Here is a 15061-nt window from a genome sequence, read left to right on the forward strand (position 1 = left end):
ATAATCCCGATGCATCGAATGCATTTCAGCCTGCCGGGCGCGCGGCGTCTGATTTAGCTTTTTTTCACCCAAGCTTGGCGAATAAAAGCATTTAACACGCGGCCCGTGGGCTCTTTAGGGTGAGAAAAAACTCAAGGGAGCAACACGTTATGATGAAAGCATTTTTTAGCCGCACCTTGCTGGCGCTGGTGGCGGTCATTGGCCTGGCGGCAAGCGCCCAGGCCGAAGCGCTGCGCACTATCCGCATCGGCGTGCCGGACCAGAGCGCGGGCAGTAAACCCTTTATTGAGGGGCCGGTCGGCATGGCGTTTATCCGCCATCAGCTGGAAGAGGTGTTTAAACCGCAGGGCGTGGAAGTACAGTGGCAGTTTTTCAAAGGTGCCGGTCCGGCGGTCAATGAAGCGTTAGCCAACCGCCAGCTGGATTTTGTCTATCTCGGCGATCTGGCGGCGATTATCGGTAAGGCCAATGGCCTGCCGACGCGCCTGCTGCTGGGCAGCCGCGGTTCGGAATCTTATCTGGCGGTGACCAAAGCCTCGGGGATTAAAACCCTGACCGATCTGCAAGGTAAACGAGTGGCGGTTTATCGCGGTACGGCGGACCAGCTGGCCTTTGACCGTGCGCTGCAAAGCGCTGGCCTCAATGAGCGCAGCCTGCAGGTGATCAATCTTGACTGGAATGCCGGCAAAGCGGCGCTGGCGGCCGGTCGCGTCGATGCGGTGTGGGGCGGCGTTTCGCTGCTGGCGCTGCGCGGCGATAAGATTGATGTGGTCGTCAAAAGCGGCGATTCCGGCCGTCAGAACACGACTCAGGCGGGATTCCTCGGCACGCAGACGTTTATTGACGCCTGGCCGCAGGCGACCCAGCAGATTATTAACGTGCTGGTGAAGAACGCCGCGGAAATCAACGACCCGGCTAATCGCGACGCCTGGTCCGCCGAGATGGCGCAGCAGAGCCAGATCCCGCAGGCGCTGTTTCTCGAAGAGCTGCAGCCGCAGGATCTGAACTTTACCACCTCGCCGCGTATCGACCCGTTCCTGACCGACAGCTTTAGCAGCAGCGTCGATCAGGCGAAATCAGGACGCCTGATCCGCAGCGCTTTTGACGTCAGCCAGTGGGTGGACGGCCAGTTTGTCGAGCAGGCGCTGAAATCCCTGCGCCTGGAAAACCGCTGGCCACAGTACGACGCCAAAGGCCTGGCGAAAGACGCCGGTTAACCTCCCTCCTCCTGCGCCAGCAGCTGCAGCTGATGCTGACGATCGGTATGAAGGATAATCTCAATCAGCTTCTCCACCAGCGGCGGCTGCGCCGCGTGAACCGGAGAGATAATGGCAAACCGGGTCTGCATCAGCCGCCACTCCTCAGGCAGATCGCTGAGCTCCAGCTTAACCAGCCGATGGCTGTGCTGGCACAGCGCGAAGCCGTCCTCGCTGGCAAAGCTAATCGCGTTGGTCTGCGCGAGGGTGGCAAGCAGCGCGTAGATATGGTCGCACTGAATCGCCGGGGTAAAGTCCTGCTGCTGGCTGAGTGTCGCCAGCACCTTGCGCACGCCCGGCGGCAAATAAGGTGCCGCAAAGGGGTAGCGCAGCATCGCCTGGATAGAGACCGGCCCCTGTTTGGCCAGCGGATGGTCGGCATGGCAGACGAAAAAGCAGCGCTGCGGGCTGAGCGGCTGAACGCGCAGCTGCGGGTCGAGCTCGGCCTGCCAGCTGTCGGCGACCACAAAAGGGTAAAGCTGGGAGTTCAGCGCCTGATGCAGCGCCAGCCAGTTATCAATCTGAAAGCGCACCCTCGCCTGCGGTAAAAGGCGATGAAACCCGCCGACGGCGGCCGGAATCAGCCTCGCGGCAGGGGCCGGGCCGCAGCCAAAGGCGACCTCGCCGTTTTGCGCATCGTCCGCTTCGCGCAGCTGGCTGCTGAGCTCCACGTTCAGCTCCTGAAAGCGGCGGGCGTAGGGCAGCAGCTTTTGCCCGTGCAGGGTGAGCGTCGGTAGCTTACTCTGGCGGTCGAATAAAGGATGGCCGACGCTCTGCTCCAGCGCCTGAATGCTGCGGCTGAAGGCCGACTGCGACAGGCACACCGCCTCCGCCGCGCGATTAAAACTGCCGTATTCAACTAGCGCCACAAAGTTGCGCAGTTGGCGAAAATCCAGATGCATTGGCCGCCCCACTCTCTCTTTTAGGCTACAAAAGTACTGGAGCGCAGCCAGGCGGCGCAATGCCGGGATGATGAGGATTTTTCACCCAGTACGGAAGCCGAGTAGGCGTCCAGCATTCGGATATTTGTGAAATATTGTTTCACGAAGAAAAAAATTATTAACATGACAGGTTCGTTTTTTGCCATAAATAATCAGCGTTAATTATCACTGCGCGAACCGGCCTATATTATTTACGTAAGGTTTCGTAAATTTTGCGTTTGGTCATTCTGAGGCCGTAGCGAATCGGCTATAAAATATCACGGCCCGTTTTCAGTGACGAAAAACAATGATATGAAGCCCAGACTCTCTCACGCGCTACTATTTGTTCCTTTTTTGCTTTTGGCAGGATGTTCATCCTCATCAAAACCGCATAAAACCGCCGCCCAGAGTAGCCACTCGACCATTGACGGAGGTTCTGACGATCTGATCCCGGTGATCGCCGCGCTGCACGATCAGATGCATACCTGGGAGGGAACGCCCTACGAATGGGGCGGGACGGAGCAAAGCGGCGTCGACTGCTCCGGGTTTGTCTGGCGTACGCTCAAAGATCGCTTCAACTTGCCGATGGAGCGCATCACCACTCGCGAACTGCTGCACATGGGCGAGCGCGTAAGCCCGCGCCAGCTGCGGCCGGGGGATTTAGTTTTCTTCCGTATTAAAGGCGGCATGCACGTCGGCTTCTATGATACCGACCGTAATTTCCTTCACGCCTCCACCAGCCAGGGCGTGATGCGCTCTTCGCTGGATAATCCGTACTGGCAATCGGTATTCTACCAGGCGCGCCGTCTGCCGAAGGAATATAACGCCCAGATAACGATGAATAACGATAATCTGCATCTGGCGAAAAACCGTTAATCACAAATAATAAAGCCGCCCTGTTACCACGGCGGCTTTATTGTCGAGAAGACTTAGAACTGGTAGGTCATACCGACAGCGACGATATCGTCATCGTTGATCCCGAGCTTATTATCGCTCTTCAGCTGGTTGATTTTATAATCAACAAAGGCGTTCATGTTTTTGTTGAAGTAATAGGTCACGCCAACATCAATGTAGTTGACCAGGTCTTCGCTTCCCACGCCCTCGATATCCTTGCCTTTTGACAGCACGTAGCCCAGGGACGGACGCAGGCCGAAGTCGAACTGGTACTGCGCCACGGCTTCAAAGTTCTGCGCTTTATTGGCAAAACCGCCGCTGATTGGCGTCATTTTGCGGGTTTCGGAGTACATGGTCGCCAGGTAGATATTGTTGGCGTCATATTTCAGGCCGGTCGCCCAGGCTTCCGCTTTTTTACCCGTACCGCGGGCCAGCAGGTTCTGATCGTTCGTACGGTCGGAGCTGGTGTAGGCCGCGCTGACGGCGAAATCGCTGCCGCCGAAGTCATAGCTTAACGCGGTGCCAAAGCCGTCGCCGTTCTGTTTTTTAGCTTCACGGCCTTCGTTTTTGCCCTGGTACTGCAGAGTCAGATCCAGGCCATCCACCACGCCGAAGAAGTCGGTATTGCGGTAGGTTGCCAGGCCGCTGGCGCGTTTGGTCATAAAGTTATCGGTCTGCGCGGAAGAGTCGCCGCCGAATTCCGGGAACATATCGGTCCAGGCTTCGACGTCGTACAGCGCGCCGAGGTTACGACCGTAGTCAAATGAACCGTAGTTTTTGACTTTCACCCCGGCGAACGCCAGGCGCGTTTTCTGCGAAGAGTCGCTTTCGGTTTTGTTGCCGGAGAACTCCGATTCCCAGCGGCCGTAGCCGGTCAGATCGTCGTTAATCTGCGTTTCGCCTTTGATGCCGAAACGAACGTAGGTCTGGTCGCCATCTTTGCTGTCATAGTCGCTCATATAGTGCATCGCTTTGACTTTGCCATAGACATCCAGTTTATTGCCGTTTTTATTATAAACTTCTGCCGCCTGGGTAGCCGAAGAAGCAATAAGACCCATCATCATTAATGCCAGTGAGCTCTTTTTCATTATCTAGTCCTGGTAATTTATTTATACGCGCTAATCAATTCCGGGCGGAAGCCCTGTCAAAAACTGCAGGTTTTTTAACGCTCTAATATTAAAAATTTATGACAACATGGAACTTTTTATAAAAAAGGGGATTTAATTATTTCCGTCATGAATGTGTCACGTTTCCCCGCCAGAATGCCCGATCCGCGCAAGGAAGTGGTTCGTCCACCACGCCAGGTGTTGGCAAGCGGGCTGACTCCTGTTACAACATCAACTCGATATCGAAACTCCTTTTTGAACGGCAGAGAATCATGAGTGATAGCCAGACGCTGGTGGTAAAACTGGGCACCAGTGTTTTAACGGGCGGATCCCGCCGCCTGAACCGCGCCCATATCGTTGAATTAGTGCGCCAGTGCGCACAGCTGCACGCGATGGGCCACCGAATTGTGATAGTGACCTCCGGGGCGATCGCCGCCGGACGTGAGCACCTCGGCTACCCGGAACTGCCCGCGACCATCGCGTCCAAACAGCTGCTGGCGGCGGTTGGCCAGAGCCGTCTTATCCAGCTGTGGGAACAGCTGTTTTCTATTTATGGCATTCACGTCGGCCAGATGCTGCTGACCCGCGCCGATATGGAAGACCGCGAGCGTTTCCTTAACGCCCGCGATACCCTGCGCGCGCTGCTGGATAACAACATCGTGCCGGTGATTAATGAAAATGACGCCGTGGCGACTGCCGAGATTAAAGTCGGTGATAACGATAATCTTTCGGCGCTGGCGGCGATTCTCGCGGGCGCAGATAAACTGCTGCTGCTGACCGATCAGCAGGGCCTATTTACCGCCGACCCGCGCAACAACCCGCAGGCCGAGCTGATTAAAGACGTGTACGGTATCGATGACGCCCTGCGCGCGATCGCGGGCGACAGCGTATCGGGTTTAGGTACCGGCGGTATGGGTACCAAGCTGCAGGCCGCCGACGTCGCCTGCCGCGCGGGCATCGACACGATCATCGCCGCCGGTAGCCGTCCGGGCGTGATTGGCGACGTGATGGAAGGGGTTTCCGTTGGCACCCGCTTCCACGCCCAGGAGTCGCCGTTGGAAAACCGTAAGCGCTGGATTTTCGGCGCGCCGCCGGCGGGCGAAATTACCGTGGACGCCGGCGCGACCCAGGCGATTCTCGAACGCGGCAGCTCCCTGCTGCCGAAAGGGATTAAAACCATCACCGGCAACTTCTCGCGCGGCGAAGTGATCCGCATTCGCAGCCTTGAAGGCCGCGATATCGCCCACGGCGTCAGCCGCTATAACAGCGATGCGCTGCGCCGCATCGCCGGGCAGCACTCGCAGCAGATCGATGCCATTCTGGGCTATGAATACGGCCCGGTCGCCGTCCACCGTGACGACATGATTATCCGTTAAGGAGCTGAAAATGCTGGAACAAATGGGCATTGCTGCCAAAGCGGCCTCGTATAAACTCGCGCAGCTTTCCAGCCGCGAAAAGAACCAGGTGCTGGAAAAGATTGCCGACTATCTTGAAGCGCAGACCGACGCGATCCTGCGCGCGAACGCTGAAGATCTGGCGGAAGCGCGCGCCAACGGTTTAAGCGAGGCGCTGCTCGATCGCCTGGCGCTCAACCCGGCGCGCCTGAGCGGGATTGCTAACGATGTTCGTCAGGTCTGCAGCCTGGCTGACCCGGTCGGTCAGGTGATCGACGGCGGCCTGCTCGACAGCGGCCTGCGCATTGAGCGACGCCGCGTGCCGCTGGGCGTAGTGGGCGTGATTTACGAAGCCCGTCCGAACGTGACCGTCGACGTCGCCTCTTTGTGCCTGAAAACCGGCAACGCGGCGATTCTGCGCGGCGGCAAAGAGACCTGGCGCACCAACGCCGCCACGGTGAAAGTGATTCAGCAGGCGCTGCAGGAGTGCGGCTTACCGGCGGCCACCGTGCAGGCGATTGAGAGTCCGGATCGCGCGCTGGTCGGCGAGATGCTGAAGATGGATAAGTATATCGACATGCTGATCCCGCGCGGCGGCGCAGGTTTGCACAAGCTGTGCCGCGAGCAGTCGACGATCCCGGTGATCACCGGCGGTATCGGCGTTTGCCATATCTATATTGACCACTCCGCCGACGTTGCCGAAGCGCTGAAGGTTATCGTTAACGCCAAAGTGCAGCGCCCGAGCGCCTGTAACTCGGTCGAAACGCTGCTGGTGCATCAGGATATCGCCGAACGCTTCCTGCCCGCGCTGAGCAAGCAGATGGCGGAAAGCGGCGTCAGCCTGCACGCCGATGCGGCCTCCCTGCCCGCGCTGCAAAACGGCCCGGCCAGCGTAGAGCCGGTGAAAGCGGAGCAGTATGACAATGAGTATCTGTCGCTGGATCTGAACGTGAAGGTGGTGGCCGACCAGGATGAAGCGGTAGCGCATATTCGCGAGCACGGCACCCAGCATTCCGACGCCATCCTGACGCGCACCCTGGGCAACGCGAACCGCTTTATCAACGAGGTGGACTCCTCGGCGGTGTACGTCAACGCCTCTACCCGCTTTACCGACGGCGGCCAGTTCGGCCTCGGCGCGGAAGTGGCGGTCAGCACCCAGAAGCTGCACGCGCGCGGCCCGATGGGCCTGGAAGCCCTGGCGACCTATAAGTGGATTGGTTTCGGCGACGATACCATTCGTGCTTAATGCTAATTGGGTGATGCAAAAGTAGCCGTTTGATTCGCAAGGGCATTGACGCATCACTCACTTAGTTTTAACCTTCTATCCCGTGCTTACGCTCGTCAGCACGTCTTGCAGGGCCGATATAGCTCAGTTGGTAGAGCAGCGCATTCGTAATGCGAAGGTCGTAGGTTCGACTCCTATTATCGGCACCATCACGTAAAAATCCTTATAAATCAATAAGTTAGACTTAAAAATCTGTCTTTTATTCATCTATAAGAATCGGTAAATCATCCCTCATAACTGCCGTTATGGTTGATATGGCAATTGGGAATGTTAACTGTAACGGCCTGTAGTTGTACAGCTCGAACAGGTACAAGCTCAACTCGAAGCCTATGACGTTGCCAGCGTCTCTAATCAATCCCAACACTTTTAACCGTTCCACACTTAGCGCGGTGTCCCGTAACAGCCTGTCGTGATGACACGCCACGGATAAACGAGCAAATGATGGGAATCCTAACCAGTCCGGGAAAGGGGCTGGCTCTCTCGTGGTGTTCACCGTGCCATAAACGAACGGTACTCGATAAGAGAACGGTTAACTGAAAGATGCGCATAAGGCGCTTGTTATGGTGTCCCATCACGGCGCTAAATGGCTGCTATTGTCTTTAAATCACTCATGCCGATTCAATCAGGTGAGCCAATGCCAGCAATCTCACGCGCTGCTCTGATAATCCGCCCAATTTGTAATGTCCCGCAAGTTCATAACCTACTCTGTCCAGCTTCTGTAGCATTGGGACAGGAATATTCAGGGCGAGATTTTGAGTTAACGGAATTGCATCCCCTTGAGACTTCAGAGGATTACACGGATAAAGCGTCATTCAAGCCTCCTGAGCATCTCACCGATTGCCAGTGTTAAACGCTGGTCTTCTGATACCACACCTTGACCAATCTGTTCAGAAAGCTTTTCCAGCTTTGTGATAAGCGATGGATGCAGCGTCATCAGAAGATTACAACTTACTTTCTGACCATATTCATTGAAGAGTTGATTCATTTACAGCCCTCCATCGACTGAGCAACTTCAGCCGCTTCTGAGGCTGCTGTTATGGCTTTGTTTCGTTTTGTCTGTGCTTCGAGGATTCGTACAGTTGCATCACGCTGCAAGCGGGTGACCTTTGAAGAAGCCGCTTTCATAATCCCGTCACAGAACGCTTTATGCTGGTTACTCATAGCGCTGGTGGCCTTAACGTAATCAGCGGGATTGATACCTATAGCTTCACAGAAAGGCTGTACAGCGTCGATGGCAGTCACTGTATGACGTTGCATTAACTGAGCCTGTAAAGTGGCAATCTGAGCCTTGTAAGCGGCTTCAGTGACTTTGTTAGTCATTACCCACCTCATCGGCGACAATCACAGACAGATAGGATTCAAGCGATTTAATTCCCGATAACGCTTCTTCAGCCTGTTTCACCAATACGTTGTGAGCATGGATAGCCTTATTTACCTTATTCGCTTTCTCAGTGATTCCTGCATCAACAAATTTCTCAGCGGCTTTCTTACATGCCTTTTCAATCTCAGCAAGCGGGTTATGTTTTGGTGATTGCTGTAAGGGAACAAACTTGATAAATCCAGCGCCCATCTCATACACAACATAACCCTCATTCATCATGCTCTGAATAATAGTCTGTACCATCGCTGGGTGTGTAACCTGTCGGATTCGGAACCCGTAATCTTCGACTGGCTGAGACATTAGCTGCTTAGTCTTGACAGCAATAAGAGTATCTTTGTTCAGTCTGTCTGCGTTGTAAATATCCTTTGCATCTTCGATATTTTCCAGTGCAGCTTTAATTTTGGGGATGAAATGTGATTCGATTTCAATTCGTTTCTGTGTAGGACTATTCATTATTAACGCTCTCGTGAAATTCAGATACAAAAATACACCACACAGGCCGTCTTTTACGTAACCCGTGTAGTGTCATCTGGAATGTGTAAGGGGTTGGCTAACCTGTCCCCGAGGAAGGGATGCCACAGGAAAGCCATTAATTTGTTAGGAAATCAATCCAATACATAAATGTTAACATGTTGTTAAATTATGTCAAGGGGTTTCAGTTTTCTGACAAATAGCCTTAATGATTTCATACCGTCTGGTTTTAGTCATCATGCGAGGCGGGGTGTAATCGGTGGGGGATGTAATTCCTGTTAATTCGGAAAGACCCTTATATTGCATGTAGAACCGATGTGCCTTTTCAGCTACGACAGTAAAGTATTTCTTTCTTTTTTTCATTCATATTAATACCCCTAAAACAGGAAAGGCCACCCCCAGGATAAAACCTGAGAAAGTGACCGTCCAGCTATTCTCATCTATCTAAGACCCTGTTGACCGATTTTGATAAATGAGCATTACTGTATTATTATCATACGAAACTGTGTTTTTGTCCAGTGGTATTTCGTTATTGCAGTAATTGATGAATGGTTATTATTGGCGGGAGGGATGGGATTGCAGAAATACATATTTAGCACTTTTTGCTATTGACGGATTTTTTACGATTGATATAATGCATTAAGACCTTTACAGATTGCCTTTAAAGTTTTCTGATTATCACTAATTGAATACTACAATAAGAAAATGGCTTACGCCAAAAGCCATTAAAATCTTATTATCTCTTCAAAGATACTTAATCAATACCTTTAAAGATTACTGTTAAGATGTGGAATCACCAATCAAGGAAATTATCCTTTCAACTTTCGCATGGCTTCGCGTTGTCATGCTTCTTGCTTTCGCCTTGTAATCTATTCAGATAGCCTATCAGAATCCCTCAGCGAGTGCTAAACCAGCTCAGATTGCAATTGCATCAAACCATCATCTTTGATAGAATAATCAGTCTATTAGGAGATGAATGTGAAACATCGGAAACGATGTGGTAATTCTGCTGTAACGGCTCATTTAGTTGAGTTTGTAACAGATTCCAGTAAGCCCACCCGATTAGCAAATCATCAAATAACAGACCGATGAACGGTGAAGGATTCACACCCCAAATGTGACCAACCTACAGCTATCACTTATTATCGGTTCCAATCGCTGCCTACACCCTGAAACAGCAGCACATAACGCTTACACAGCAAGGGTTTTTCTTTCACTGGTGATTTCTGCTAGTGGAGTTGATTAACTTTTGAACATGGACAAACAGTGTTATGAGCGTTCTACCTTTCGATTTACCTGATAAGGCTATTCAGCCAACTAATCAATTCATCTTTCTGACTGGTACAGAAGACTTCACCACCCGTAAAACTGCTGCTGCAAAGATTGCCAGAGCACGCGGTCAGCGTTTCTTTGTTCACATGTGCAAGAGACATGGTGCCAGTGAACATTATTCAAGCTGCATGGCTTGTGTTGAATGCCAGAAACAATGGTACAGGGATAACGGTAAGCATAAGCCGGATCCAGACATCAAACCTTTTAGCTCTGCCTATACAATTGCAGCGGTATTTTTCAAAGGTATTAGGCTGTGAGTAGATGAAACATCCCTCCCTGCGAAAACAAAGAGGGAGGGCAAGACTACTTAATCACAACTTTAACTTCTTTTTCCTGCCAGCTTGATTTGTTAAATGACTGACCGTAAATGAGTTTTAGTGTGCTTTCCCCTTTCTTTTCACCAATGAAGTGAAGCACTTCTTCACCACCGCACCCTACGGCACCTTTCGGACAGTCTTTTGACTGCTCATATCCTCCAGAAACGAAAATCAATCCGTCAGGAAGGTCTTTAATCATCCAGCCGTAACCCGTAGTCGGATTGGACTCAAGGGATAGTTTGACATCTTTACCGACTTCACCTGTTACAGTAGTGGTTTCATTTGCAGCATTGGCTGTTATAGCAGCAGACATCATAACTCCGAAAACAACAGCTTTAACTTTGTTCATGTTACTCTTCCTTTTCACATATAAATCGACCAAAAAACCAGTGATACAACAATATCTGTTTTTCCATCTGCATGAATGAATCATGGCAGACTATGAATCCATCTCGAATGGCATTAATCTTATTTTTCCCCAAATTGGGTAAGGTCGTTTGATAGTCCAATATTCATACATGATGGAACATATCTGTGAAGGTCTGGGAAGAAACGATGAGTAGATGAATACCTGCTTAGAAGGCGAACCTGAGAAAGTAGCGGTTAACAAGCAATTTCTCAACATATCTACAATGAAATCAACAAGAAATCCCCGCTAAGATGCAGGGCGCGACTCCAAATTAAGCTAATTCTTTGAGACTCTTACTCACCTTTGCAACAGTCGCACGTGAACAGTTCACCGTGTCCATGATGTCACTGTACGACATACCAGCCTGCAACAGCTTGGCTATCTTCTCATTCCGCTGAGTGTCTTCTGGACGCCCCTTGAACTTGCCTTCAGCTTTGGCTTTAACAATCCCCTGAGCTTGTCTTCTCTTACGGTCGGTGTAATCCTTACGTGCAATAGCTGCCAGCATGTCAAGCATCATACCATTCAAAGCCTCCAGCATACGGTTAGTGAACTCATCACCCGATTGAATCAACTGGTGGCTGGTGGGCAAGTCCAGCGCTACAACCTTCACACCTTTCTCGTTGATGAGTGAACGCAACTTGTTCCAATCTTCACCACTAAGGCGAGACAGACGGTCTACTTGTTCCACAAGCATCACATCGCCTTTCTGTGCAATCTCAAGCAGTCTGAACAGTTCAGGACGTTGAAGAGATGCACCTGATTCATTCTCGGTGAAGTACGTGGCAATTGTCATACCGTTGGATTGAGCGAATTCATCAAGCTGCTGTTTAGCTCGTGAGGCGTCTTGCTCTTTCGTCGAAGCTCTGAGGTAAGCATAAACACGTGTAGTCATAATAGTGAACCCTTGGGAGTCTGTTTAAAGTGGTTCAATTATAACAGTCTGGTTTGAGTGGTTCAATAAATAATTTTTGGGGTGAGCTGGTTCAGTAAATCGGTGCCTCTTGAGGTATACCTAAACCAGACTGGAAACAGTGTGTAAATTACCAGTAAGTTCACTGTAATCATCAAAGAACAGAAAAATGGCTTGAGGTCAGGGCTGGCAAGCCATCGAAGAAGAAAACATGGGGTGTGAGAAAACTGTTAATCACTGTTAAGTAAATGAATAATCACTCAAATTGGTCAGTAATTTCGGGCTTTTAATGCATAACTATGCAATAGTTGGAAATGAAAAAGAAAGGCCGTCTAGTCTGACGGCAACCTTAATCATCCGGCTGTTGTCCCTGAAATTACAGCCCTGTTTTTGATATTGTTAATTATATTCTTGTTTTTCTTTGAGTTATTCATATAAACATTTTTGTTGATAATTTTCAGTGTCGATGAAAGCTCATTGATAAGCAAATCCATTTCTTTGTGTCTGCTGATATTCGTGGTAACGCCATAATCAAGTTCTTGGTTGTACGACTGACGGATGTCCTTAATAAGGGATAAGGCATTTGATATGGTTTCCATGAGGATTTTATTTCGCTCTTCCTGATACTCTACGACATAGCCAGCAATCTCTAACTCTTCATCACTGAATAGGCTGGAAAGCTCGTCTTTGATACTGTTCAGTGAGCGGCTGTCTGAAACATTATTGAAGCCATTAACTAATTTTATGACCTCAAATACTCTATTCCTCCAGAAGTCAGTCTCTTTCTGTACACTCTCTCGCTGCTCTTCTAGATTTTTTATCGAGGATTCAATCTCATGCCTTCTATTTTCCCCCTGCTCTTCTAGTTTTTTTATTGCGGATTCAATTTCGTATTTTCTCTTTTCCAATTGTTTGAGATTTTCTTCAATTGTTTTGGTGTCGAGAACTTCTCTTTTCTGTTTTTCTTGCTCCTGAATGACCTTTGTATGCTCCTTTTCCTCAGCAAGCTCTTGGGCTTTATTTGCCTCAACTTTCTTTTCGGCTATAGCAATATCATCATCATATTTATCTATAATTTTTTGTTTCAGGTCTTCTCGTTGTTTTTTATCTGCGCGTTTATGGGCTGCGGAAAGCCATTGTTTCAAATAGGGTGATATAATAGCTAGAAAAACGCCCAGTATTAAAGGTGCAACAAGAAAATGAACATAAAACCAATCCTGAGATATAATGTCGGTTATTCGCTCTTCTACTGTTTTCTTGCTCATAAACAACTTTGCGATGTTCTGCCAGTTGAACCCTATCCATGATAGTAATATATAACCCCATAACGGGTTGGATAGCCTCTCTTTGAGAGCCAGAGTTACCGACTCCTTCAAACCATCATCCATTGTTCAGTCTCCATATATGATTATATGTTTGGTAAATGATATTCCACTGCAAAAGCAACGTAAAATTCTTTCGTCAAATTGACTGTGAACGTTTGAGGCTGGGACATCAAGCCGCCAATACAAGGATAGACGGCTGAAGGTCAAGTTACAGGTCAAAATTGACCTTTTCCACGTACTGAGCAAGCTCTTTAAGTGAAGCCCCTTGACTGTAAGTCTTGAAAGACTCTGTGCTCCCCCTCTCGTGACCTACAAGAAGCGCTATCCGGTCTTCAGGCACTTTGAGACGGTCAAGTTCAGTGATGAACATACCACGCAATGAGTGAAAGACCCTCCTCTCTGTTTCCTTCTCGCCTAAAGCCTTTCTCTTTGCTCTGGTGAATTGCTGTGTATGCCATGTAGAGCGCTTACCATCAGCCCTGTCTGTTAACGCTGCATGTCTGAAAAGAAACTTATCCGTATGGTTTTGAATCAGCGTGTCAATAAGTCCGTTAATTGAAGGATGAATGGGAACCAATCGGGCAGCATTCTTTGTTTTGCCTTTTGAGATGCGTAAACACCTTACGTTTTCCTCTGTCACAATATCATCAGTGGTGAGGCTACAAATTTCATTCAATCTCATCCCTGAATAAAGGCCGATTAAGGTTACCTGTTTCATCTCATCATTGAGTAACTCAAAGACCTTGCTTAACTCAGAAATAAGGAAAGGCTCATAGCTATCATGTGAACTTTTGGCCTCTAACCTATGCCCTCTGAAAGGATTATCTTTAGGCGCATCGTGGTAGCGATTCTTTGCAAAATCGAATAGTTGAGCCAGTGCGCTTATATAGTTTTGTAGCGTTTGAGTAGCTTTCTCTTTTTTCAGTTGGTCAAGCCATCCGGTTACTACCGTTCGGTTAATATCCTGAAGCTGTGAATCACGTTGCTTAATGTGAGAAAGAATTAACTCAACGGCTTTAGTTATCTTTGAAAGCGTTGTTAGTTTGCGTTTATCGCTATATTGCAGCAAATAAAGGTCACGTATTTGTATCAGTGTAGGACAGCGCTCGATATAAGCCCCGTAATTCACTGGTGATTCCTTTGCAAAGTTGCTGATACCACGTAGTTCATTGATTATCTGCTCAACCTTTGAGCCGTTTTGTTTTGGCTTGAGCTGTTCCCTTAGCTTGATGAACTCTACCGCTACAGCATCCCTGAAAAGCCTTGCTTGCCTGATATCTTTGGTGGCTGTGGATTTCATGTAGTAGCGCTTACCGTTGAAGTAAGGCTTCATGTAGGACGGTATAACGATTCGCACCATGTAAACCCCGCAATGGTCGAGAATCAGATATCTGTCACGCTTGTAAGTCATGTAAACCCCTGATATTTTGTCGGGGCAGTTTCAGGGTTGATATATACCTTTTGTTGCTGGTGAAAAGTCTAATTAACTAAGTTTAATCAATCAGTTAGCTAGGCTTTGTAGATGATTCATTAGAGTCTGCGAAGGTCGTAGGTTCGACTCCTATTATCGGCACTCACACAACAAAATCCATTAAAAACAATAACTTAAAGAGTATTTCTCTCTCAAGTTACGATCTTCTTTTAAGGGATTCTATGACCAACAGTTGCCGCTATGGTTAACAGTGGCTACTCAGGGATGTTAGCACGTAGCGGCCTGTAGCTGTAAAGCTCGAACAGGCACAAAGCGTGAACAGTCCACACGAACCGCTATCAACTCGAAGCTGATGACGCTGCCAACGTCTTTAAACCATCCCAAAACAGATTGATCGCACGCATTTAAGCCCGATGTGCGGCCTTGTGCCGCCTAAACAGGTGAATAGTGGTAAATGCCCCGGTAGCTACAGATCCGGCTCTGCCAGCGCTTCGCTCACGCTCCGAAAGGTACACCAGTACCCTGATAAGGTGTGATCCTTCTGACGACCTATAGTGGAACAAGCTGGCGAGTTAAGAAGAGAAAATGTAAAAATAACTTTGGAAGACTTTTTCAATACATTCAAG

At 49.4% G+C, this 15061-nt stretch carries 15 protein-coding genes and 1 tRNA gene; 6 read left to right on the forward strand and 10 right to left on the reverse strand.

Annotated elements, in window-relative coordinates:
* The first annotated feature begins 149 nt into the window (after positions 1 to 149).
* Complete coding sequence (locus GUC22_RS21420; RefSeq protein ID WP_024359105.1) at positions 150 to 1217, forward strand: ABC transporter substrate-binding protein; 1068 nt, start codon at positions 150 to 152, stop codon at positions 1215 to 1217.
* On the opposite strand, the gene GUC22_RS21425 is transcribed toward GUC22_RS21420, so the two are convergent.
* On the reverse strand, positions 1214 to 2158 hold the full coding sequence (locus GUC22_RS21425; protein ID WP_004132534.1) for a LysR family transcriptional regulator: 945 nt from the start codon (positions 2156 to 2158) through the stop codon (positions 1214 to 1216). The two genes, GUC22_RS21420 and GUC22_RS21425, sit on opposite strands and share 4 nt — an antisense overlap.
* A gap of 330 nt (positions 2159 to 2488) precedes the next feature.
* Here GUC22_RS21425 and GUC22_RS21430 point away from each other — a divergent pair, with 330 nt between their 5' ends.
* Positions 2489 to 3052 carry a C40 family peptidase gene (locus GUC22_RS21430; RefSeq protein WP_004099299.1) on the forward strand — a complete coding sequence of 188 codons (564 nt, stop codon included), beginning with the start codon at positions 2489 to 2491 and terminating at the stop codon, positions 3050 to 3052.
* Between the two features lie 53 nt (positions 3053 to 3105).
* Here the strand turns inward: GUC22_RS21430 and phoE are convergent, their stop codons facing one another.
* A complete protein-coding gene (gene phoE, locus GUC22_RS21435; protein WP_004129421.1) occupies positions 3106 to 4158 on the reverse strand; it encodes a phosphoporin PhoE in 1053 nt (350 codons plus the stop codon).
* 290 nt (positions 4159 to 4448) lie between these two features.
* On the opposite strand from phoE, the gene proB reads away from it, so the two are divergent.
* From proB to GUC22_RS21450, 3 genes are all read left to right on the forward strand, one after another.
* A complete protein-coding gene (gene proB / locus GUC22_RS21440; protein WP_004099297.1) occupies positions 4449 to 5552 on the forward strand; it encodes a glutamate 5-kinase in 1104 nt (367 codons plus the stop codon).
* Positions 5553 to 5562: 10 nt separating this feature from the next.
* Positions 5563 to 6816: a glutamate-5-semialdehyde dehydrogenase gene (gene proA, locus GUC22_RS21445; RefSeq protein WP_160183759.1), complete on the forward strand. Its 1254-nt coding sequence runs from the start codon at positions 5563 to 5565 to the stop codon at positions 6814 to 6816.
* A 112-nt stretch (positions 6817 to 6928) separates the two neighbouring features.
* Positions 6929 to 7004: transfer RNA gene (locus GUC22_RS21450), tRNA-Thr, on the forward strand.
* Positions 7005 to 7463: 459 nt separating this feature from the next.
* Here GUC22_RS21450 and GUC22_RS21455 read toward each other — a convergent pair.
* From GUC22_RS21455 to GUC22_RS21465, 4 genes are read right to left on the reverse strand one after another with little or no spacing between them, the layout of a single operon-like run.
* Positions 7464 to 7667: a hypothetical protein gene (locus GUC22_RS21455; protein ID WP_023322120.1), complete on the reverse strand. Its 204-nt coding sequence runs from the start codon at positions 7665 to 7667 to the stop codon at positions 7464 to 7466.
* Positions 7664 to 7840 (reverse strand): hypothetical protein, encoded by a 177-nt coding sequence (locus GUC22_RS27325; RefSeq protein WP_012967825.1) that lies wholly within the window; start codon positions 7838 to 7840, stop codon positions 7664 to 7666. The genes GUC22_RS21455 and GUC22_RS27325 overlap by 4 nt, the downstream gene beginning before the upstream one ends.
* Entirely contained in the window at positions 7837 to 8175 is a 339-nt protein-coding gene (locus GUC22_RS21460) for a hypothetical protein (protein ID WP_160183760.1), read from the reverse strand. Before GUC22_RS21460 ends, GUC22_RS27325 begins: the two co-directional genes overlap by 4 nt.
* Positions 8168 to 8689: a hypothetical protein gene (locus GUC22_RS21465; protein WP_160183761.1), complete on the reverse strand. Its 522-nt coding sequence runs from the start codon at positions 8687 to 8689 to the stop codon at positions 8168 to 8170. Before GUC22_RS21465 ends, GUC22_RS21460 begins: the two co-directional genes overlap by 8 nt.
* Positions 8690 to 9978: 1289 nt before the next feature.
* Between GUC22_RS21465 and GUC22_RS21470 the strand changes: the two genes are divergently transcribed.
* Complete coding sequence (locus GUC22_RS21470) at positions 9979 to 10296, forward strand: hypothetical protein (protein WP_012542749.1); 318 nt, start codon at positions 9979 to 9981, stop codon at positions 10294 to 10296.
* 46 nt (positions 10297 to 10342) lie between these two features.
* On the opposite strand, the gene GUC22_RS21475 is transcribed toward GUC22_RS21470, so the two are convergent.
* The 4 genes from GUC22_RS21475 to GUC22_RS21490 all read right to left on the reverse strand — a co-directional run bounded on the left by GUC22_RS21475 (position 10343) and on the right by GUC22_RS21490 (position 14414).
* Complete coding sequence (locus GUC22_RS21475) at positions 10343 to 10705, reverse strand: protease inhibitor I42 family protein (RefSeq protein WP_012967828.1); 363 nt, start codon at positions 10703 to 10705, stop codon at positions 10343 to 10345.
* Positions 10706 to 11036: 331 nt separating this feature from the next.
* Positions 11037 to 11660 carry a recombinase family protein gene (locus GUC22_RS21480; RefSeq protein ID WP_042947327.1) on the reverse strand — a complete coding sequence of 208 codons (624 nt, stop codon included), beginning with the start codon at positions 11658 to 11660 and terminating at the stop codon, positions 11037 to 11039.
* A gap of 371 nt (positions 11661 to 12031) precedes the next feature.
* Complete coding sequence (locus tag GUC22_RS21485; protein WP_117115355.1) at positions 12032 to 13066, reverse strand: hypothetical protein; 1035 nt, start codon at positions 13064 to 13066, stop codon at positions 12032 to 12034.
* Between the two features lie 145 nt (positions 13067 to 13211).
* Positions 13212 to 14414 (reverse strand): tyrosine-type recombinase/integrase, encoded by a 1203-nt coding sequence (locus GUC22_RS21490; protein ID WP_160183762.1) that lies wholly within the window; start codon positions 14412 to 14414, stop codon positions 13212 to 13214.
* Positions 14415 to 15061 lie beyond the last annotated feature (647 nt).

The sequence above is a fragment of the Klebsiella sp. MPUS7 genome, assembly GCF_009905335.1.
GTDB classification, from domain to species: Bacteria; Pseudomonadota; Gammaproteobacteria; order Enterobacterales; family Enterobacteriaceae; genus Klebsiella; species Klebsiella grimontii.